Source organism: Bacillus sp. FJAT-14266 (genome assembly GCF_001719225.1).
Classification (GTDB): Bacteria; Bacillota; Bacilli; order Bacillales; family Bacillaceae; genus Bacillus; species Bacillus subtilis.
Genome location: NZ_CP017072.1, coordinates 1,473,278 through 1,494,668, shown reverse-complemented (window position 1 = coordinate 1,494,668; position 21,391 = coordinate 1,473,278). Strand labels below are relative to the sequence as shown.

At 45.2% G+C, this 21,391-nt stretch carries 20 protein-coding genes and 1 riboswitch; of the genes, 1 reads left to right on the top strand and 19 read right to left on the bottom strand.

Translation table 11 applies throughout. The features are described from left to right. Window positions 1–96: 96 nt before the first annotated feature. The 5 genes from gerE to sdhC form a co-directional block, all read right to left on the bottom strand. Window positions 97–321 (bottom strand): spore germination transcription factor GerE, encoded by a 225-nt coding sequence (gene gerE / locus BGM23_RS07705; protein ID WP_003184172.1) that lies wholly within the window; start codon window positions 319–321, stop codon window positions 97–99. Window positions 322–436: 115 nt separating this feature from the next. Beyond that, complete coding sequence (locus tag BGM23_RS07700) at window positions 437–880, bottom strand: acyl-CoA thioesterase (protein ID WP_003229571.1); 444 nt, start codon at window positions 878–880, stop codon at window positions 437–439. 60 nt (window positions 881–940) lie between these two features. Beyond that, window positions 941–1,702, bottom strand: a complete 762-nt coding sequence (gene sdhB, locus BGM23_RS07695) for a succinate dehydrogenase iron-sulfur subunit (protein WP_003229569.1) — start codon at window positions 1,700–1,702, stop codon at window positions 941–943. Window positions 1,703–1,704: 2 nt separating this feature from the next. Beyond that, window positions 1,705–3,465: a succinate dehydrogenase flavoprotein subunit gene (sdhA, locus tag BGM23_RS07690; RefSeq protein ID WP_003229567.1), complete on the bottom strand. Its 1,761-nt coding sequence runs from the start codon at window positions 3,463–3,465 to the stop codon at window positions 1,705–1,707. 33 nt (window positions 3,466–3,498) lie between these two features. Further along, the gene (sdhC, locus tag BGM23_RS07685; RefSeq protein ID WP_003222512.1) at window positions 3,499–4,107 is read right to left on the bottom strand and encodes a succinate dehydrogenase cytochrome B558; all 609 of its coding nucleotides are present in this window, start codon (window positions 4,105–4,107) and stop codon (window positions 3,499–3,501) included. Between the two features lie 292 nt (window positions 4,108–4,399). Between sdhC and BGM23_RS07675 the strand changes: the two genes are divergently transcribed. Continuing rightward, window positions 4,400–4,846 (top strand): YslB family protein, encoded by a 447-nt coding sequence (locus BGM23_RS07675; RefSeq protein ID WP_003222508.1) that lies wholly within the window; start codon window positions 4,400–4,402, stop codon window positions 4,844–4,846. A 43-nt stretch (window positions 4,847–4,889) separates the two neighbouring features. Here BGM23_RS07675 and BGM23_RS07670 read toward each other — a convergent pair whose 3' ends face one another. From BGM23_RS07670 to zapA, 14 genes are all read right to left on the bottom strand, one after another. Beyond that, on the bottom strand, window positions 4,890–6,116 hold the full coding sequence (locus BGM23_RS07670; protein ID WP_024572581.1) for an aspartate kinase: 1,227 nt from the start codon (window positions 6,114–6,116) through the stop codon (window positions 4,890–4,892). Window positions 6,117–6,241: 125 nt separating this feature from the next. After that, window positions 6,242–6,421, bottom strand: a riboswitch (Lysine riboswitch). Window positions 6,422–6,485: 64 nt separating this feature from the next. After that, the gene (uvrC, locus tag BGM23_RS07665) at window positions 6,486–8,258 is read right to left on the bottom strand and encodes an excinuclease ABC subunit UvrC (RefSeq protein ID WP_029726377.1); all 1,773 of its coding nucleotides are present in this window, start codon (window positions 8,256–8,258) and stop codon (window positions 6,486–6,488) included. Window positions 8,259–8,393: 135 nt separating this feature from the next. Continuing rightward, window positions 8,394–8,708, bottom strand: a complete 315-nt coding sequence (gene trxA / locus BGM23_RS07660; protein ID WP_003222500.1) for a thioredoxin — start codon at window positions 8,706–8,708, stop codon at window positions 8,394–8,396. 322 nt (window positions 8,709–9,030) lie between these two features. Further along, complete coding sequence (gene abfB / locus BGM23_RS07655; RefSeq protein ID WP_015251517.1) at window positions 9,031–10,518, bottom strand: alpha-L-arabinofuranosidase AbfB; 1,488 nt, start codon at window positions 10,516–10,518, stop codon at window positions 9,031–9,033. A 214-nt stretch (window positions 10,519–10,732) separates the two neighbouring features. Then, a complete protein-coding gene (gene etfA, locus BGM23_RS07650) occupies window positions 10,733–11,710 on the bottom strand; it encodes an electron transfer flavoprotein subunit alpha (RefSeq protein ID WP_003229553.1) in 978 nt (325 codons plus the stop codon). Between the two features lie 35 nt (window positions 11,711–11,745). After that, window positions 11,746–12,519, bottom strand: a complete 774-nt coding sequence (gene etfB, locus BGM23_RS07645) for an electron transfer flavoprotein subunit beta (protein ID WP_014480500.1) — start codon at window positions 12,517–12,519, stop codon at window positions 11,746–11,748. A 14-nt stretch (window positions 12,520–12,533) separates the two neighbouring features. Then, window positions 12,534–13,310 (bottom strand): enoyl-CoA hydratase, encoded by a 777-nt coding sequence (locus tag BGM23_RS07640; RefSeq protein ID WP_003229549.1) that lies wholly within the window; start codon window positions 13,308–13,310, stop codon window positions 12,534–12,536. 14 nt (window positions 13,311–13,324) lie between these two features. Then, on the bottom strand, window positions 13,325–13,909 hold the full coding sequence (gene fadR, locus BGM23_RS07635; RefSeq protein WP_038429423.1) for a fatty acid metabolism transcriptional regulator FadR: 585 nt from the start codon (window positions 13,907–13,909) through the stop codon (window positions 13,325–13,327). 104 nt (window positions 13,910–14,013) lie between these two features. Further along, window positions 14,014–15,696 carry a long-chain-fatty-acid--CoA ligase LcfA gene (gene lcfA, locus BGM23_RS07630; RefSeq protein WP_046663878.1) on the bottom strand — a complete coding sequence of 561 codons (1,683 nt, stop codon included), beginning with the start codon at window positions 15,694–15,696 and terminating at the stop codon, window positions 14,014–14,016. Window positions 15,697–15,884: 188 nt separating this feature from the next. Next, complete coding sequence (locus BGM23_RS07625; RefSeq protein WP_003237674.1) at window positions 15,885–16,289, bottom strand: DUF350 domain-containing protein; 405 nt, start codon at window positions 16,287–16,289, stop codon at window positions 15,885–15,887. 14 nt (window positions 16,290–16,303) lie between these two features. Next, window positions 16,304–18,661 (bottom strand): endonuclease MutS2, encoded by a 2,358-nt coding sequence (locus tag BGM23_RS07620; RefSeq protein ID WP_029726379.1) that lies wholly within the window; start codon window positions 18,659–18,661, stop codon window positions 16,304–16,306. A gap of 20 nt (window positions 18,662–18,681) precedes the next feature. After that, window positions 18,682–20,394, bottom strand: a complete 1,713-nt coding sequence (gene polX / locus BGM23_RS07615; protein WP_003229538.1) for a DNA polymerase/3'-5' exonuclease PolX — start codon at window positions 20,392–20,394, stop codon at window positions 18,682–18,684. Between the two features lie 73 nt (window positions 20,395–20,467). Continuing rightward, window positions 20,468–21,001, bottom strand: a complete 534-nt coding sequence (locus BGM23_RS07610) for a CvpA family protein (protein ID WP_003229537.1) — start codon at window positions 20,999–21,001, stop codon at window positions 20,468–20,470. Window positions 21,002–21,007: 6 nt separating this feature from the next. Further along, complete coding sequence (gene zapA, locus BGM23_RS07605; RefSeq protein ID WP_003229534.1) at window positions 21,008–21,265, bottom strand: cell division protein ZapA; 258 nt, start codon at window positions 21,263–21,265, stop codon at window positions 21,008–21,010. Between the last annotated feature and the right edge of the window lie 126 nt (window positions 21,266–21,391).

Here is a 21,391-nt window from a genome sequence, read left to right as displayed (position 1 = left end):
TGCCTACGTTTTGCACAGCATTCCAAATATGGTTTCGAATGTTCCAAACAAACAGCAATAACCGGCTCCTTCCAAAAGAAGGAATACCGGCAAGGATTAAAGCTCTAGCTCACCCATTCTAAGAAGCTCAACAACGGCTTGCGAACGCCCTTTCACACCCAATTTCTGCATGGCATTTGAAATATGGTTTCGAACGGTTTTCTCACTGATAAATAGCTCGCTTGCAATCTCCTTTGTTGTCTTATCTTGAACGAGCAATTCGAACACTTCTCTTTCTCTTTTCGTTAGCAGCGGCTTCGATTGAAATTCTTTCTCCTTCAAGTATTGTAACCCTCCTTGCTAAGGTGAGAGCGAATCAGAAACGAATGGGTTTTGATATAGTCGAGATATCATATGTAAGAAGGGCGCAGGAGGTGACGTTTACAAGATAATTAGTTTATCGTGTATGAAGAAGCGTTTCTTTCTCCTCATCCGTCCAGCTGACAGCCTTGCCGCTTTCCTTTGAGACTTGAACCATCACGACTGCCCCGGTGAAGCAGGGTTCGCCTTCGAGGTTCTCTCCGAGATAGTGCAAGGTAAGAGATGAACTGCCGACTGCGCTTATTTTCACATAGATGCGCAATTCTTCATAAGGCATGACTTGGCGCAAATAATCGCATTGCTGGCTTGCCACGACTGTCATGGTCTGTTTGTTTTCACTCATCATATTCAGCTTTTTAAAATAAGAAATCCGCGCCTCCTCAAAATATATAAAAGGGGTTACATTATTCATATGCCCAAACATGTCTGTCTCGGAAAATCTTACGGATACCTCATTAACAAAAGAAAAGGATGTTTTCCATTCTTGAAACGGCATATCAATATAAGCGGGAAGCTTCATCTTTTTTCATCTCCTTATTGTTTAAAAAAACCTCTCCCATGCGGAAGAGGTTTTTTCTTCTTATACTCTGTCGCTTCCGAAGAAATTGCGGAACGCTTGTAAGTTTGTATCTCTATTCAAGGCTGCAATCGAAGTGGTAAGCGGAATCCCCTTCGGACAGGATTGAACACAGTTTTGCGAGTTGCCGCAATCTGCAAGGCCGCCTTCATCCATTAATGCTTCTAATCGTTCAGATTTATTCATGGCGCCTGTCGGATGCGCGTTAAACAGGCGGACTTGCGACATCGGTGCAGGCCCCATGAACTTCGATTTGCTGTTCACATTCGGGCAAGCTTCGAGGCAGACGCCGCATGTCATGCATTTTGATAATTCATATGCCCATTGACGGCGTTTTTCCGGCATTCTCGGCCCCGGTCCTAAATCGTACGTACCGTCAATCGGTATCCACGCTTTTACTTTTTTCAATGAATCAAACATTCTGCTGCGATCAACCTGCAAATCACGAACAACTGGGAATGTTTTCATTGGTTTTAAACGGATCGGCTGTTCAAGCTGGTCGATAAGCGCCGTGCAAGACTGGCGGGGTTTTCCGTTTATGACCATTGAACATGCGCCGCATACTTCCTCAAGACAGTTCATATCCCATGTGACAGGGGTTGTCTTCTCACCTTTGACATTAACCGGATTCCGGCGGATTTCCATCAGAGCGGAAATGACGTTCAGATTCGGGCGGTATGGAATCTCAAATTCTTCATCGTAAGGCGTGCTGTCGGCTGTATCTTGACGTGTGATAATAAATCGTATGGTTTTTTGTTCACTCATGATTATTTCGCCACCTTCTTCTTCGAGTAATCCCGTTTCCGAGGCGTTATCAGTGATACATCGACATCCTGATACTCAAATTCCGGCGCTTCATACGGGCTTACATGTTTAGCCATTGTTGTTTTGAGCCATTCGTCATCATTACGTTCAGGATAATCCGGTTTATAATGGGCGCCCCGGCTTTCATTACGGTTGTATGCGCCAAGGGTAATCACCCTCGCAAGCTGAAGCATGTTCGAGAACTGGCGTGTGAACATCGCTCCCTGGTTGCTCCATTTTGTCGTGTCATTGATGTTGATCTTTTTGAAGCGCTCCATTAACTCCTGAATTTTGTCATCCGTTTTCAAAAGCTTGTCATTATGGCGGACAACCGTTACGTTCGCCGTCATCCACTCACCGAGCTCTTTGTGAAGAACATAGGCATTTTCGGTTCCGTCCATACTCATAATATCAGCCCATTTTTCTTCTTCTTTCTTAACGTGAGCGTCGAATAAAGATGAAGACATGTCTTCCGCTGAAGATTCTAAGCCGTTTACATATTTCACCGCATTCGGACCGGCCACCATGCCTCCGTAAATCGCAGACAGCAGGGAGTTCGCTCCCAAGCGGTTGCCGCCGTGCATAGAATAATCACATTCCCCAGCCGCAAACAGTCCAGGGATGTTTGTCATTTGATCGTAATCTACCCATAAACCGCCCATAGAATAATGGACCGCCGGGAAGATTTTCATTGGGAGCTTACGCGGGTCGTCTCCCATGAATTTCTCATAAATCTCAATGATGCCGCCAAGCTTAATATCAAGCTCTTTCGGATCTTTATGAGACAGATCGAGATATACCATGTTTTCACCGTTAATGCCGAGCTTCTGGTTCACACACACATCAAATATTTCGCGTGTCGCAATATCACGCGGCACCAGGTTTCCGTATGCCGGATATTTTTCCTCCAGGAAATACCATGGTTTGCCGTCTTTATATGTCCACACGCGCCCGCCTTCACCACGCGCTGATTCACTCATCAGTCTTAATTTGTCATCGCCCGGTATGGCTGTCGGGTGGATTTGAATGAATTCTCCGTTTGCATAATACGCTCCCTGCTGATAAACGATTGATGCAGCAGATCCTGTATTAATCATGGAGTTCGTTGATTTTCCAAAGATGATTCCCGGTCCGCCCGTCGCCATAATGACAGCGTCTGAACGGAAGGATTCAATTTGCATGTTTGTCAGGTTTTGTGCAACAATTCCACGGCAGGTTCTGTCATCATCTAAAACAGCGCCAAGGAATTCCCAGCCTTCGTATTTTGTGACCAGACCCGCAACTTCGTATCTGCGCACTTGCTCGTCCAGTGCGTAAAGCAGCTGCTGTCCCGTCGTCGCACCAGCATAAGCAGTTCTGTGGTGCTGTGTACCCCCGAATCGGCGGAAATCAAGCAGGCCTTCAGGCGTCCGGTTAAACATGACGCCCATCCGGTCTAATAAGTGGATGATTGAAGGCGCCGCTTCACACATCGCCTTGACCGGCGGCTGGTTGGCAAGAAAGTCTCCCCCGTATACCGTGTCATCAAAATGTTCCCACGGAGAGTCACCTTCCCCTTTTGTATTGACCGCTCCGTTTATGCCGCCTTGCGCACAAACCGAATGAGAACGTTTGACAGGAACGATGGAAAACAACTTAACCGCCATTCCTGATTCCGCTGCTTTAATTGTCGCCATGAGGCCGGCAAGACCCCCGCCGACTACGATAATGCTTGATTGACTCATGATAGCCCCTCTCCCTCTAGTAATCTAGTACTCTTAAACAAATGCGAAAATCGCTTTTAAGCCTACGTATGACAGTGCAACAAAAATAATCAGCGTAACGTATGTCGAAATTCTTTGAGAACGAGGCGTTACCGTGATGCCCCATGTAACAGCGAAAGACCATAAACCGTTCGAGAAGTGGAAAATTGTTGATAAAACACCGACAATGTAAAAACCAAGCATAGCCGGAGAGCTCAAAATATTCGCCATCATGTCGAAATTGACCTCAGCGCCCATTTGTGCGGCAATGCGGGTTTCCCACACGTGCCAGCTGACGAAAATGAGGGTGATGATACCGGTTACACGCTGCAGGACGAATAGCCAGTTTCTCATGTAGCTGTATTGACCTGCGTTATTTTTCGCAGTAAACGCTATGTACACACCATAAACTGCATGATAAATTAATGGTAAGAAGATAATAAAAATTTCCAAGGCATACCTGAAAGGCAGACTATCCATAAAATGAGCAGCGCTATTGAATGCTTCAGCGCCCCTTGCGGCAAACTGGTTGACGACTAAATGCTGAATAAGAAAGATGCCGACCGGTATGACGCCAAGCAAGGAATGCAATCTTCGAAAATAAAACTCTCTGTTCCCAGACATTACTTTACCCCCTGTTTGATAAGTGCGAAATGTGCTAAATCTCTTCCCCCACTTCTTTCAATTGTAAGCACTTTATTAAGATTTATTGACAATTTCATTTTACTCCTCCCTCAAAAGGGCGTCAAGAAAACGCGTACATAAATTATAATTTTCCGAATTGGTTAGTTGATTGAAAAATTTTATTTTATCAATATATATTTCTTACTTAATTTTTCATAAGAATTACAGGATCATTCTGTAATCCTCCCCCCTGTTTGAGCTATAATATACGCAGGAGAGAGGGGAGACAGATATGAAGTCTAAATTTGAAGCATCTATTGACAACCTAAAAGAAATTGAAATGAACGCCTATGCCTACGAACTAATACGAGAGATCGTTCTCCCAGATATGCTTGGCCAAGATTACTCTTCCATGATGTATTGGGCAGGAAAACATCTCGCCCGTAAGTTTCCTCTTGAATCATGGGAGGAATTTCCGGCCTTCTTTGAAGAAGCGGGCTGGGGAACCCTCACCAACGTAAGCGCTAAAAAACAGGAGCTTGAATTTGAACTTGAAGGGCCGATCATTTCCAACCGGCTTAAACATCAGAAAGAACCTTGCTTTCAGCTGGAGGCTGGTTTTATCGCTGAACAAATTCAATTGATGAATGATCAGATTGCCGAATCATATGAACAAGTGAAAAAGAGAGCGGATAAAGTGGTTCTGACTGTGAAATGGGATATGAAAGACCCAGTGTAATCAAAAAGGCGGTGACTGCATAGTCCCGCCTTTTTGATTGTCATTACACAGCTGAAGGGTGTTTTGAAAGCTCAAATGCATCGTGAAGCGACTCGACTGCTTTCACCATGTCATTTTCGCTTACGACTGTTGACACTTTGATTTCAGATGTGCTGACCATTTTGATTAAAATGTTTTTTTGCGCCAGTACAGCAAACATTTCAGCCGCTACACCGGGATTTGAGACCATGCCGGATCCAACAATGGATACTTTAGCCAATTTGCTTTCTGTCTCGATTTTCTCAAATTCCAGCGCGTCTTTATACTCTTCAAGCACCGCAACGGTTTGGTCTGCATCTTCTGTTTTGACAGAGAAGGAAATTCCAGTCTTGTCCTCGGCCTGCGTTTGGATAATGATATCCACGTTTATGTTTCTTTTGGCAAGTGTCGTAAAAATAGTAGACAAAGTTGTCAAGCCGCTAGTCAGCCCGTAAATGGTTACTCTTGTGATTTGATCTTCAAATGCAATGCCTCTGACAATTAAATTCTGTTCCATGGATGATTCCTCCTCAATTAATGTTCCCGCTTCGGTTTCTGTACTTGAACGCACTTCTAACGGCACTTGGTAATTTTTCGCGAACTCAACTGCTCTCGGATGAAGAACGCCGGCGCCTAAATTGGCAAGCTCAAGCATTTCATCGTATGAGATGCCCGCAAGTTTTCTCGCTGATTTCACATAGCGCGGATCGGTTGTAAACACACCTGGCACGTCTGTGTATATGTCACATTTATCAGCTTTTAAAGCGGCAGCCAAAGCAACTGCTGTTGTATCTGAACCGCCCCGGCCCAATGTCGTAATTTCACAATCCTCTGTCATTCCTTGGAAGCCTGCAACAATGACAATTTTTCCTTTTTCAAGCTGGTCTGCTAAAACCGAAGTGTCGATATCTGTAATTCTGGCGTTTCCGTGAATGGCCTCCGTACGGATTCCCGCCTGCCAGCCAGTATAAGACACAGCGTCATAGCCTTTTTCCTGCAATGCCATTGAAAGGAGTGAAATCGTGACCTGCTCGCCTGTCGCCAGCAGCATATCCATTTCGCGTTTGCTCGGCTGGTCAGAAATAGCTTTTGCAAGGCTGACCAATTCGTCAGTGGATTTTCCCATTGCTGAAACGACGACAACGACTTGATGGCCTTTCTGTTTTTCTGCAATTGCGCGGTTTGCCGCATTTTGAATTTTTTCGACTGAGCCGACGGAAGTGCCTCCGAATTTTTGTACAATAAGACCCATGTATTACCACCCTTTACATTTTGGTTCGTGCGGGTGAGGAGAAAGAGCGCTTTGTCCACAATAAAAAAAGCAATGAGAGGAATACTCTCATTGCTTATCAATTAATCATCATAAATGATTATGAACAACGAGATAGCCCTCCAAGAAAATGATTTCTTGACAGCCTTACATTTATTCAATGCACGGCCAGCAAATAATACCGATGGGGTTTTACTTGCTTCGGCGACGCTCCCCTTTCAGCCTTTTTCACAGAATCCATCTTTCTCCAAAGGCATACTCTTGAAGTTCGCACCTCTATCTTCACCATATAACACGATCTAACTATGAAATTAGTTCACATTTTATCAGATCTTATTTAAAAGGACAACATTATTTTTGCAATTTGTCGTAAAGGAGCTGAGCCGCCGCTGTGGGAACACCGGCTTTTTTGATGTCCTCAAGGCTTGCTTCCTTCATTTTTTTAACGGAACCGAAATGCTTTAACAGCATTTTCTTTCTTTTCTCTCCGATACCCGGGATGTCGTCCAAAACGGATTGAAACGCGCTTTTTCCGCGGATTTGCCTGTGAAAACTGATTGCAAAACGGTGCACCTCGTCCTGAATGCGCTGCAGGAGGTAAAATTCCTGGCTGTTTCGTTCCAGATACACCACCTCCAGCGGATCACCGATCAGTAAATTTGAGGTTCTGTGTTTTTCATCTTTCGCTAAACCGGCGATCGGGATATCCAAGCCGAGTTCATTTTCAATGACATCCCTTGCTGCGTTGATCTGCCCTTTTCCTCCGTCAATGATGATCAGATCGGGCAGCGGCAGATTCTCACGAAGCACTCTCGTATAGCGTCTTCTGACAACCTCTCTCATAGAACCGTAATCATCCGGCCCTGTAACGGTTTTGATTTTATATTTGCGGTATTCCTTTTTGTATGGTTTGCCGTCGATAAACACAATCATCGCGGAAACCGGGTTTGTCCCCTGTATGTTTGAGTTATCAAACGCTTCAATTCTGTGCGGCGTATAAATATTTAATGCCTCACCTAGTTTCTGCACAGCCCCGATTGAACGCTCCTCGTCCCGTTCGATTAAAGAGAATTTTTCTTTCAATGCGATTTTCGCATTTTTATGGGCCAGCATGAGCAGTTCTTTTTTCGGGCCTTTCTTCGGCTGGTGAACGTTTGTTTCCAGCAGCTGCTCGATCATGGATTGATCTACGCTGTCTGGAACTAAAATCTCCTTCGGAAGGAAGTGGTTGTTTTTTGAATAGAACTGCCCGATGAACGTGAGGAACTCTTCATCTGCTTCCTGATAAAGCGGGAACATGCTGACATCGCGTTCAATGAGCTTCCCTTGGCGGATGAAAAAGACCTGCACGCACATCCAGCCCTTATCGTACGCGTACGCGAATATATCACGGTCGACTAGATCGTTCATCGTCATTTTTTGTTTTTCCATCGTTGATTCAATATGGGCAATTTGGTCACGAAGCTCTTTTGCTCGTTCAAACTCAAGATTCTCAGCAGCTTCATGCATTTTCTCTTCAAGCTCTTTTTTGACCTCATTATAGCCGCCCCTTAAGAAACGTGTAATGCTTTCAACCAGCTCTCTGTTCGTCTCTTCGGAAATATCCTTTACGCACGGAGCAAGACATTGGCCCAGATGATAATAAAGGCACACTCTGTCCGGGAGCTTGGAGCATTTTCTGAGAGGATACAGACGGTCGAGCAGTTTTTTTGTTTCCCTTGCTGCCTGTACATTCGGATACGGCCCGAAATAGCGCCCTTTGTCTTTTTTGACATTGCGTGTGACAATCAGCCTTGGGTGGCGTTCATGGGTGAGTTTTATGAAAGGATAGGTTTTGTCGTCTTTGAGCATGACGTTGTATTTCGGATCATGCTTTTTGATCAGATTCATTTCTAAAATAAGCGCTTCAAGATTGGAGGACGTCACGATATATTCAAAATCCTCGATTTCCGTCACAAGCCTTTGGGTTTTCGCGTCGTGAGAACCGGTGAAGTAGGAGCGCACTCTGTTTTTCAGCACTTTTGCTTTCCCTACGTAGATCACAGTCTGCTGCCGGTCCTTCATGAGATAACAACCCGGTTGATCAGGAAGGAGGGCGAGTTTTTCTTTCAGTTGTTTGTTCATATGTTACCCTTCCTTATGTTTAATCCTTTATTTCCAGTTTAACACGAACGTTTGTTTTTCTCTATGGTTCACAATTGGCGAATAAAAAAAGCGATCCCTCAATCGGAATCGCTCTGGCATGTAAGCAGCGGAAAATTAAAGATGTTTGTTTACAAGCTCTTGAAGCGCTTCTTTTGGTTTGAAGCCGACTGAAGTTTCAACTACTTCGCCGTCTTTTAACACAAGAAGAGTCGGGATGCTCATAACGCCGTATTTTCCGGCAGTTTCTTGGTTTTCGTCTACATCGATTTTTACGATTTTCAGTTTGTCTCCCATTTCTTGATCCAATTCTTCAAGAACAGGTGCAATCATTTTACAAGGTCCGCACCAAGGAGCCCAGAAGTCTGCCAGTACGACGCCTTCGCTTGTTTCAGCTGAGAAAGATTGATCAGTTGCTTTTACGATAGCCATTATTGAATTCCTCCAATGTGAAATGATGATTTTTAGTATAGCATCTCCCATTCGTTCACGCTATTTTAATGCTTACAAATTATTTTTTCCTGATCACAGCCGGTTTACTCATTTTTATATGGTTGAATGGGATATGCTCTTTTTTTAAAACACAAATCTGATAATGGCCCCGATCACTACAATTGCCCCAATAATCATTAAAATGGTACGAAGCATAAGATCACATCTCCTCTTCACTGTCATGTACTTTACCATGCCCTGCCGGAGCTGTTTTAAAACCTGAAAAAGAGCGCCGGCATGAAGCTCCGGCGCTCTTGCGCGATTAAGAATCAGCACGCAGCGTAAGTAAGACGACTGACATTGGCGGGAGTTTTACTTTCAGTTTGTTTTTGCTGAGCGTGTATTGTCTGAAGGATTCCGGTTTGACATGATGAGGATCGTCAAACGTGTTATGCGCATTCATTTTTTCTGCCGTAAGAATGACTCCGGAATGGTCCGCTGCCTTGTGTAGGCCTCTCAGCTCGATTTCCGCCTCCGCTTTGTTTTGGTGATCGATGTTGCAAATAGTGATATTGATATCACCTTCAGCTTGTTTCGACGCTGAAATGCTGATTTGCGGAAGCGTTTCACCCTTCCATTCATAGTCGGCAGACATTGTCTCTGTTGCTAAAAGAGAAGCGTCCTGGTGCACCTTAAACATATTGAATACATGGTACGTCGGTGTCAAAAGCATCCGCTCGCCCTCAGTCAAAATCATCGCTTGTAGAACGTTTACTGTTTGGGCGATGTTGGCCATTTGCACCCGGCGGCAATGCTGATGGAAAATGTGGAAATGAGAAGCCGCCACCAGTGCATCACGAATGGTGTTTTGCTGATATAAGAAACCGGGATTCGTGCCTGGCTCGGGATCAAACCAAGTGCCCCATTCATCAATAATCAGCCCGACCCGCTGCTCCGGATCGTACCGGTCCATGATCGTGCCGTGTTTTTGAATCAATTCATCGATGTATTTGGCTTTTTTCATCGTAATAAACCACTCATCTTCCGTGAATTCTGTGGCTGATCCTTTGCCCTTCCAGAAATCCCCCGGAATCGTGTAATAATGAAGACTCAACCCGTCCATCAGGCCAGCGGCTTTTTTCATAAGCACGTCCGTCCAATTAAAATCATCCACATTTGCTCCGCCTGCAATTTTATAAATTTCATTCCCGCTGTAATTGCGGACATAAGTCTGAAAACGCCGGTACAGATCTGCGTAGTATTCGGGATGCATGTTGCCGCCGCAGCCCCAATTTTCATTACCCACGCCGAAATATTTCAGATTCCAAGGCTCTTCTCTTCCATTTTGCTTTCTCCAGTCTGACATCGGCGTGCCTTCTTCAAATGTCATATACTCAATCCACTCCGCCATTTCCTGAACGGTTCCGCTTCCGACATTGCCGCAAATATATGGCTCACATTCAAGCAGCTCGCAAAGCATCATAAATTCATGCGTTCCGAATTCATTTGATTCAATTGTACCGCCCCAGTGAGTGTTCAGCATTGTCTTACGGTCACCGACACCGTTTGCCCAATGGTATTCGTCCGCAAAACACCCGCCCGGCCACCTGAGGACAGGAATGTGCAGCTGTTTGAGCGCCTCCAGCACGTCCTTTCGTATCCCGTTGATATTGGGGATGTCTGAGTCCGTTCCGACCCAGATCCCCTCATAAATCCCTCTTCCTAAATGCTCAGCAAAATGACCGTATATATTTTTGTTAATGGTTCCTTTTACGATATCTGTTTGAATCACTGCTTGATGTTCAGACATGCCTCTGATCATTCCTTTCATACGGATATGAAAAGCACCACAGTCAAATATGTGATATGTCTTTTGCCTGAGGAGTCAGCATGAATGTAAGCGCTTTTAAAGTAACCATATTATATATGTTCGTACATGTCAACGACATTTTCTATCTCATTTATATTTGTGCGTATGTATTTACAAATATAAAAACCCGGACTTTTAAAGTCCGGGGTTTCCTTTATGAGTGTATATTCAACTGTTTGAATTCCTCAGTTAATAACGGGACAACTTCAAATAAATCACCGACGATGCCGTAATCCGCTATTTTAAAGATATCGGCTTCGGGATCTTTATTGATGGCGACGATCACCTTGCTGTTTGACATGCCGGCCAAATGCTGGATGGCACCGGAAATGCCGCATGCAATGTACAAATCCGGAGTGACGACTTTCCCCGTCTGCCCGATTTGAAGAGCGTAATCGCAATAATCAGCGTCACATGCCCCGCGAGAAGCCCCGACTGCGGCCCCTAGCACCTCTGCAAGCTCCTGCAGAGGCTGAAATCCCTCCTTGCTTTTGACTCCTCGGCCGCCCGCAACGATAATTTTCGCTTCGGAGAGATCAACACCGTCCGCCGTTTTTTTCACGACCTCTTGAATCACGGTGCGAAGGTCAGTAAGAGAGACATTTATGCTTTCGATGCTTCCCGACCTGCTGGTGTCTTTTTCTGAAGCTTGAATGTTATTGGGGCGAATTGTTGCAAAGATCATCGGATCGGTTGAAATGACACGTTCAAAAGCTTTCCCCGAGTAAATCGGCCGTGTGAACACAACATTTCCTCCGGTAACGCTTACATCTATAGCATCAGAAATTAAGCCTGTTTGCAGCCGGGCAGCAAGCTTCGGTGAAAGATCCTTGCCCATTGCCGTATGCCCGAAGATGACTGAATCAGGATTTTCTTGCTCGATAACACCTCTCATGACCTGGCTGTACCCGTCTGCCGTGTATGTTTTCAGCTTCGGGTCCTCAGCGGTAAGAACTTTATCTGCTCCGTAATGAATAAGCTCTTGTGCAATGCTTTGTACATTTTCACCGATGAGAACACCGATGACTTCCCCATCTCCTGAAATGGTTCTTCCTGCAGCTATTGCTTCAAAGGTGACATTTCGCAATTCCCCATCGCGTATTTCTCCAAGCACGATCACTTTTTTTCCCATTCTAACATCCCCCTGTTTCTTTGAATGTCCAAGTTTTAAATGACTTTAGCTTCGCTGCGGAGCAATGAAACAAGCTCTTTTGCCTGTTCAGCAGGCTCACCTTGGAGAAGCTTCCCGGCTTCTTTTTTCGGCGGCAGAAAACGTTCAATGGTTTTCAGCTTTGGTTCAGCATCCTCTTCGTCCAGATCAAGATCATCAAGTTCAAGCTCTTCAAGCGGCTTTTTCTTAGCCTTCATAATTCCCGGAAGCGATGGATAGCGCGGCTCGTTTAAGCCCTGCTGAGCTGTGACAAGCAATGGGAGCGTCGTTTTGATTTTTTCAACATCCCCTTCGACGTCCCTTTCTGCTTCTGCATCAGTGCCGTTGATTTCGAGTTTGGTGATCGTAGTGATACACGGAATGTCCAGTAGCTCGGCAAGCCGAGGCGCCACTTGTCCTGATCCTCCGTCAATGGCAACATTTCCGCCGAGAATCAAATCAAACTCCTGATCCTTCATATAGTGGTATAAAACTTGAGAAATGGAATATTGGTCGGGTTCTTCAAGATCATCTTCTATGTTGATTAAAACAGCTTGGTCACAACCCATGGCAAGCGCCGTACGCAATTCTTTCTCCGCTTCTTCACCGCCGACTGTGACAGCGGTGATCGTGCCGCCATGCTTTTCCTTCAGCTGGATGGCTTCTTCTATCGCGTACTCATCATATGGATTAATGATCCATTCCGCTCCGTCATCCTGAATCTTTCCTGTTTCAATGACGATTTTTTCTTCTGTGTCAAACGTCCGTTTCATCAGTACAAATAGATTCATGATCATATCCCCTTTTATTCGCCTTTGAACTGAGGCTTTCTTTTTTCGAGAAATGCCTGGATGCCTTCCTTGGCGTCCTCTGACTCAAATGCTTCCCCAAATCGCTTTGCTTCAAGCTTTAAGCTGCCTTCATAGGAATACACCTTGTTGGAATAAAGAAGTTCAAGCAAAGATGCCAGCGTTTGCGGGCTTTTCTCTGCAAACTTAGCGGCAAGTGCTTTTGCTTTTTCAATCACTTCTGCCTCATCTTTCGCTCCAATTGAGACAAGTCCGAGATCAAGCGCTTCTTTTCCGGATATCGGTTCTCCTGATCCGATGAGCTCCAGTGCTTTGGCTGTACCGACATATCTCGGAAGGCGCTGTGTCCCCGCAAAACCTGGAATGATACCGAGATTAAGCTCCGGGAGCCCCAGCTTAGCATCTTCTGCCGCGATTCTGATGTGACAGGCCATTGCAAGCTCCAGCCCGCCTCCGAGAGCAGCGCCGTGAATCGCTGCGATAATCGGTTTTGGAAAACTTTCGATTCTCTCCATTAACTGCTGGCCGCGCTCAGCGAGCAATGAGGAATCCTCATTGCCTTTAAGCGATGTAAATTCTTTAATATCAGCGCCGGCTGAGAAAAATCTTCCCTCGCCGTGAATGATAATGCTTCGTACGCCTGCATCTGTCTCACATTGATCAAGACAGGAAGACAGCTCTTCTAATATCCGGCTTGAAAGCGCGTTTGCCGGCGGATTGTGAATCGTCAAGACTGCCACAAATTGATCAACCGCAAGTGAAATTGCATTCATAGGACAGAACTCCTTTACTTATTATGAATTCCGGACACCAATAATTCTAAAACGCTGTTTGAAAGCGCAACGAGATCGTACTTTTGGTCATTCATCACCCAAGTTGTCACAGTTTCGTCAATCGTTCCAAAAATCATCTGCCGGGCGAGGCGGACGTCGAGGCCTTCTTTTAATTCGCCTGATTGTATGCCTTCCGTCAAAATGCCATCCAAAATATTTAAGTAGCCTTTTAATATTTCGTTGATTTTTTGGCGCAGCTCCAAGTTGGATTGGCGGAGCTCAAGCTGCGTGACAATCGCGAGATTATGGTCACCCGCTAAAAGGGAAAAATGCTTTGAAATCACAAGCGCCAATTTCTCTTTCGCTGTTGCTTTTTCTTTAATGTCCTCTTCCATCCGCTCAATAAATTGACCCATTTTTTCTTTGAAAAGAGAAATTAAAATATCTTCTTTGTTTTTAAAATAGAGATAGATGGTGCCGTCCGCTACTCCGGCTTGTTTGGCAATTTTGGATACCTGTGACTGGTGGTAGCCGTTTTCTGCAATGACTTCTACTGCTGCATCAATAATCTGCATATACTTTGGCCGTTTTTGCTTCAATGTTCATCGTTCCTTCCTATAGAAATGAATGACTATTCATTCATAATTTCATGATAAGAAGGATTTTCATGTTTGTCAAGTTTATTCATAGGCGTTCTCTTTTTTTATTTGATATGATGATTTTCGGTTTCTTCTTCAAGTAAACGCCTTCTTAAAATTTTTCCCACCGCCGTTTTCGGCAGCTCCTTTCTGAACTCATAGGCTTTGGGCACCTTATAGGGAGCTAGACGTGATCTCGCAAAAGCGTCCAGTACTTCTGCATCGGCTTTTGCGCCTTTCTTTAATACGACAAATGCTTTTACTGTTTCTCCCCTGTAGGAATCGGGAACGCCTGCGACAACAATTTCCTGGATGGCTTCATGTTCATAAAGCGCTTCTTCTACCTCACGCGGGTAAATATTGTAACCGCCGGCAATGATGATATCCTTCTTCCTGTCAGCAATATAGAAAAAGCCTTCTTCATCCATATAGCCCATGTCCCCGGTGAACAGCCAGCCATCTCTCAGCACTGCGGCGGTTTCCTCTGGTTTATTCCAGTATCCTTTCATGACTTGCGGACCTTTTACAATGATTTCTCCATGCTCATACGGAGCGGCAAGCTCACCCGTCTCTTCAGAATAGATCGCAGCGTCCGTACTCGGCCAAGGACAGCCGATACTGCCCGGCTTGTTTTTTCCCCAGATAAAGTTGGCGTGCGTCACTGGGGATGCCTCAGACAAACCATAGCCTTCCACAAGCTTTCCGCCAGTCACCTTTTCAAATTTCTGCTTTACCTCCACGGGGAGCGCGGCTGATCCGCTAAGACAGCTTTTAATGGATGACAGATCATAATGCTGCAATTCGGGGTGATGCAAAAGGCCAATGTAAATTGTCGGTGCGCCAGGAAAGAGCGTCGGTTTGTGTTTGTCGATGATTTTCAGTGTTTCGAGCGGATCAAACTTAGGAAGAAGAATCATTTCGAAGCCTAGTTTAATCGAATAGTTCATGACTGCCGTCAGTCCGTAGACATGAAAAAATGGAACGATGCCCAGCACTTTTTCAGCGCCTTCTTTCACGTCATACATCCAAGCGGCGCACATTTCAGTATTTGCCAAAATATTTTGGTGCGTGAGCATGACCCCTTTTGGAGCTCCGGTTGTTCCTCCGGTATACTGGAGGACAGCGATATCATGCTCAGGATCGATCTTCGGGATTGTCAGGAGTTCAGTTTTTTCCTGCTTCATACTGGAAGCGAACGTGTGAATGTCAGCTGTTTTGTCAAAGTCGATATGCACTTTTTGTTTTTGCGTCAGCGGGTAAAGAATATTCTTCGGAAAAGGCAAATAGTCTTTTACGCTGGTTATCAAAATCTGGTCGACTATTGATAACGTTTTCATTTTTATTGCCTTCGGGAAAAGTAAATCTAAGGTGATGATCACACTTACCTGAGCATCTCTAAGCTGGTATTCAAGCTCATGCTCGGTATAAAGCGGATTCGTCTGCACCACGATGCCACCGGCAAACAAGACGCCATAATAAGAAATCACTGTTTGCGGGCAATTGGGCAGCATAACAGCCACTCTGTCTCCTTTTTGCAGGCCATTGCACTGCAAAAAAGCTGCAAGTTTAAGAGCATCCGTCAGAATGTCATGAAAGGTGAGTTTTTTTCCATAAAACGATATTGCGGTTTTATCAGGGAATCGTGCGGCGGAGTCTGTCAGGATGGATTGCAGGGTTTTATTCGGCAACGGAAGCTCATGCGGGATATCGTTGGGATACTCGGCAAGCCACGGCTTTTGAGACTGCATAAAACCTCCCCTTTCGATTTTAGAGATCCACCTTATCATTATAGCAGATGGACGGCAAAAAAAAGAAAAAGAAAGGTAAATCTTTCTTTTTCTCATAATATGAACAGATATATAAGACCAATTAACAAAAAGATTCCCGCTGCGGCGAGCAGTATTTTAGCAAGCTTTTCCATCTATTCTCCGTCCCCTTATATTCCGGCTGCCACCACAAAAGAAAGCCCGACAGAAATGACAAATGAAATAAAGCCGACAGCCCGGTTATCATTTTCGATTTCCTGATCAATTTTAAACCGCGGAGTCAAAAACTCAAAAATAAAGTAGCTGATCAGAAGCATAACAAACCCGTAAACGCCCCAGCCGATCATTTGCAGCAGCGAATTATGCTGGGAGATGGAATGCTGAAATACGTTTGCGATCCCCAAAATTTTTCCGCCGGTCGCCATTGCCACCGCAAGATTTCCTTTTTGAATCTCTTCCCAGTTTTTATAAGCCGTCACCAGCTCAAACACAGTCAAAAAGAGGACGAGGCAGAGAACCGCGACACTGTAATATGCCGCGATTTCCACAAGCTCGTTTTCCCAAAAATCACTCATGGCCATACTCCCTTTTATTTTAGTTCAACAACCGTAACGCCTGATCCTCCCTCACCTGCTTCACCGAAACGGGAACTTTTGACGCTGCGATGGTTTTTCAGAAGATCCTGTACGCCTTTTCTTAAAGCGCCGGTTCCTTTTCCGTGGATGATTGACACTCTTGGATATCCGGCTAACACCGCATCATCCAAGTATTTTTCAACCCGGCTTAGGGCATTTTCATAGCGTTCGCCGCGGAGATCAAGTTCAAGCGATACGTGATAGTCCTTTCCCTTGACCGCTGTAATGATTTTTTCTTTTTTTGGCTCCGGAGCTGATTTGATAAACTCCAGATCTTTTTCTTTTACTTTCATCTTTAAAATACCGATTTGAACATTCCATTCATTGCCGCCTGTTTTTTCGAGCAATGTTCCTTTTTGCCCGAAAGTGAGGACTTTCACCTCGTCGCCAGGCTTAAAGTCGCGTTTTTGCGCTTTCGGCTTCTCCGGTTTCTTGGACTTTTCAAAAGCAGGCATAGCGCCTTCTAACCGTTTCTTCGCGTTAATCAGCTCGTGATCCTTGAAGGATTTGTGTTCTTCTTTTATGGAGCGCAATTCATGAATAATGTCCTCGGCTTCTTTCATTGCCGCTTTTACTTTTTCAGCAGCCTGCTGTTCTGCCTCTTCAAGCATTTTGTCTTTTTTGCTGTTAAGCTCGATGATTTGCTGCTGCAGCTCTTTATGCAGTTTTTCCGCTTCTTTTCTGATTGATTCTGTCTCAGAAAGCTCTTCTTCCGCACGTTTTTTGCTTTGTTCCAGCGACGCAATCATCGTATCGACTTCGTTATGCTCGGCCGTCATTTCTGACTTCGCCTGCCCGATGATATGGTCCGGGAGCCCGAGGCGTTTTGAAATTTCGAAAGCATTGCTTCGACCCGGCACACCAATTAAAAGTTTATAGGTCGGTGACAGCGTTTCGATGTCAAATTCAACGCTGGCATTCATGACGCCTTCTCTGTTATAGCCGTACGCCTTCAATTCCGGATAATGCGTCGTAGCTAACACTCGTGCATTGGTGCGATGCACGTCATCCAAGATGCTCATGGCGAGGGCCGCTCCCTCCTGCGGATCTGTCCCTGCACCAAGTTCATCGAAAAGCACAAGGCTATTTTCATTGACCTGTTCTAAAATGCCGACAATATTCACCATATGGGATGAGAACGTACTTAAACTTTGCTCAATCGACTGTTCATCACCGATATCAGCGAATACGTGCTCAAATACTGCCGCTTCTGACCCTTCATCTGCCGGGATATGAAGACCTGACTGCGCCATTAAGGTTAGCAGGCCTAACGTTTTAAGGGTGACTGTTTTCCCCCCGGTGTTTGGCCCTGTGATGACAATGGTTGAAAAATCGCGGCCAAGCTCGATGTCATTGGCAACAACCTGATCAGGCGGAAGCAATGGATGGCGGGCTTTTTTCAAACGGATAAAGCCGGTGTCGTTCATAATCGGTTTTGTCGCTTTAACCGCTTTTGCATATCTAGCTTTTGCAAAAATAAAGTCAAGCGTCTGCAGCACTTGCAAATCTACAAATAGCTCCTCTGTATACTCTGCCGTTTTCTCTGTCAGCACACGCAAAATCCGTTCAATTTCTTGCTTTTCTTTCACTTTCGCCTGCTGAAGGGAATTGTTCATATCTACAATCGCCTGCGGTTCAATGAATAGTGTCGCACCAGAGGATGAGGTGTCGTGCACAATTCCTCCATAGCTGGATCTGTACTCCTGTTTGACCGGGATCACAAAGCGGTCATTCCGAATCGTAACAATCGTATCAGACAGCATTTTCGATGCGGAAGAGGAACGCAGCATCGACTCTAACCGGTCTCTGACTCTTGATTCGAGTGTTCTGAGCTGTGTGCGGATTCCTCTTAATGTTTCCGATGCATGATCAAGCACTTCTCCGTGATCATCAATGCAGGAATTAATGTCCCGCTCTAAATCGGACAGCGTGATAAGCTGTTCAGCATGCTGATGGATCAGCGGAATGTCGACACCGTCTTCAGCCATTTGGGTGATAAAATGTTTCATTTGTTTAACTGCATAAAGCAGGCCTGAGATTTCAGTGAATTCAGACGGACTGAGAACACTGCCGATTTCCGCCCGTCTTAACGCTCCTCTGATATCTACAAGGCCGCCAAATGGCGCTTGGCCTCTCAGCCGGATAATGTCAGAAGCTTCGTCTACTTCATCCAGCTGTTTTTTGATTTCGTCTATAGAAGCAGAAGGCTTAAGCTCGAGAAGCATTTCTTTTCCGAGCGATGAAGCGGCATGCCCAATAACCTGTTCTTTCACTTTATGAAATTCAAGAGCTGATAATACTTTTTGCTGCACGATTGTGTGAGCCTCCTTACTTAATCGTTGCGCTTCAGAAATGCCTCTACGTCTTTAAGCGACCGGGCATTCAGAACGTTTTTCGTTTCCGTCCATCCTTTGCGCGCGGCAGTAACGCCAGTTTTCATATCGTCTAACATCTCAATATTATGGGCATCAGTATTAATCACCAATGTAACCCCTTGTTCGTTTGCTTTCATTAAATGCTCTGTGCGCAGATCAAGGCGCGCAGGGTTGGCGTTGAGTTCAAGCGCCGTATTTGTTTTCCTCGCAAGCTCAATCAGCTGATCAATATCGATTTCGTAACCGGCCCGTCTGCCGATAAGGCGCCCGGTCGGGTGTGCGATAATGTCAACATGCTTGTTTGTCAGTGCCGTCTCAAGCCGTTTCATAATCACGTGTTCCGGCTGATTAAAACTGGAATGAATCGATGCAATAACGATATCCATTTCCGCAAGCACATCGTCATCATAATCGAGCGTACCGTCAGGCAGGATATCCATCTCAACGCCTTTCAAAATACGGAAGTTTTCAAACTCTGCATTCAGTGCGTCAATTTCTTTTGCCTGCTGCTTAAGTCTTTCTGCAGTAAGGCCGTTGGCGACCTTTAAATATTGTGAGTGATCGGTGATCGCCATGTATTGATAGCCTTTTTTGATGCAGGCTTCAGCCATCTCTCTGATCGAAAATGCGCCATCGCTCCACGTTGAGTGCATGTGGAGATCACCTTTGATTTGCCCGAGCTCTATCAGTTCAATGCTGTCGCTGTAGGTTTCCACTTCCTGTCCGCTTTCACGAATTTCCGGCGGAATCAGCGGCAGGCCGAAGTGCGCATAAAATTCACGTTCACTCGGAAATGTTTTGATCTCTCCGGTTTCAACTGTCTCAACGCCGTATTCACTGATCCGCTCGCCGCGTTCTTTGGCGATTTGGCGCATCTTAATATTGTGATCCTTTGATCCCGTAAAATGATGGAGTGTTGTCGGAAACTGCTCTTCCGTCACAAGACGGAAATCGACGCTTGTTTCATATTCAAAGGAAAGGATGACGGACACCTTCGTATCCCCGCTTGCGATCACGCTTTTGATGTTTGGCAGCTCAAGAAGCTGCTCTCTTACTTCAGCCGGATGATCTGTAGCAATGATATAATCCAGATCCTTCACCGTTTCCCGCGCTCTGCGGAGACTTCCGGCACGAGAAAATTTGATGATATGCGTAAATTGAGAAAGATGCTCCTCAATTTCCCGCGCGATCCGGAGGGCGTATCCGATCGGGAACCGTTCAGGCTGTTTTCCGGCTTCCCCGAGCGCCTGTAATATTTTTTCTTCCGATTTTTTGCCGAAGCCCGCAAGACCCTGGACCTTTTGCTGCTCACAGGCTTCCTTCAGAGATTCTGCATCGTGTACGCCGAGCTCTTTATACAGCTTTGCGATTTTTTTGCCGCCGAGCCCCGGCAGCTTCAATAAAGGCACGAGTCCTTCCGGCACTTCTTTCTGAAGCGATTCGAGCGTGCTTGACTTTCCTTCATCTATATACTCTTTAATGACGCTGTACGTTCCTTTCCCAATGCCGGACAGCGACATCATATCGTCCATTTCTGATAAGCTTCGGTCGTCCTGTTCCAGAGCTGCCGCCGCTTTTCGGAAGGCGGATACTTTAAACGGGTTGTCCCCTTTGAGTTCCATATAGACTGCAATGGTTTCAAGCAGCCGGATAATATCTTTTTTATGCATATCATAACCCCCAGACGTTCACATATGTTTCCATCATACTTGAAAAAAACTTCTCCGGACAAGAGAAGTTTTTTTATGCCCCGTACTGTGTCCACAGCTCTTGTAAAAGCCCTGACAAGTACGGTGTATGGTTAATGATCACATTTGCGAGAGACGATTGCCCCATCATTTGCTGCAACGCATCTACCGGCAGAACGGATGCGACATACAGCAGCACAAATGTAAATAAATAGACTTCTAGAAAACCGAGAACGGCTCCCAGCATCTGGTTGATTTGTTTAATCACCGGAATGCCGGCTACAATACTCAGGAACGAGCCGATAATTCTCAGTAAGATTTTAGCAATGATAAATAAAACGATAAACGCAATCGCATTATAGTACGCTGCTTCCAAATTCCCCGTAAAAAAAGAAAGAGCCGGCTGTCCCGCTGAAAAATCGGGTGCGGGAATCCAATGTAAATGCGGTGCCACGTTTTTATAGAATAAAGCCGCAAAGGCAATTGATAAAATAAAGCTCGTCAAGCGGATAAACTGCAGGATAAAACCGCGTTTTAACCCCAGTAAAGTCCCCATCAGGAGCAAGATTAAGATGATGATATCTAGCATAGTTGTTCAATCCTTTTCTTTAAGCTGACGCTCCAGTTTTTCACATTTCTCTTGTAATTTGACATAATCGTGCACCACATTTACCGCTGTCAGCACTGCAAGTTTATTTATATCAAGGTATGGATTTTTTTCATTGATTTCTCTCATTTTATCATCAACAATTCCGGCGACATACCTCATATGGGCTCTGCTTTCTTCACCGACAATCGTGAAGTGCTGGCCGTAAATGTCAACGGTTGTTTTTGTTTTTTTGCCGTCAGACAACGTTTCTCCTCCATTCCGCGAGAATCCTAGTTCTTATCATAACACGTTTATTAAATGAATGGAAAGACGAGCCTCCCGCTGTTATGATACACTGGTATATAAAGCGAAAAGTGTAAAAAAAGGAGA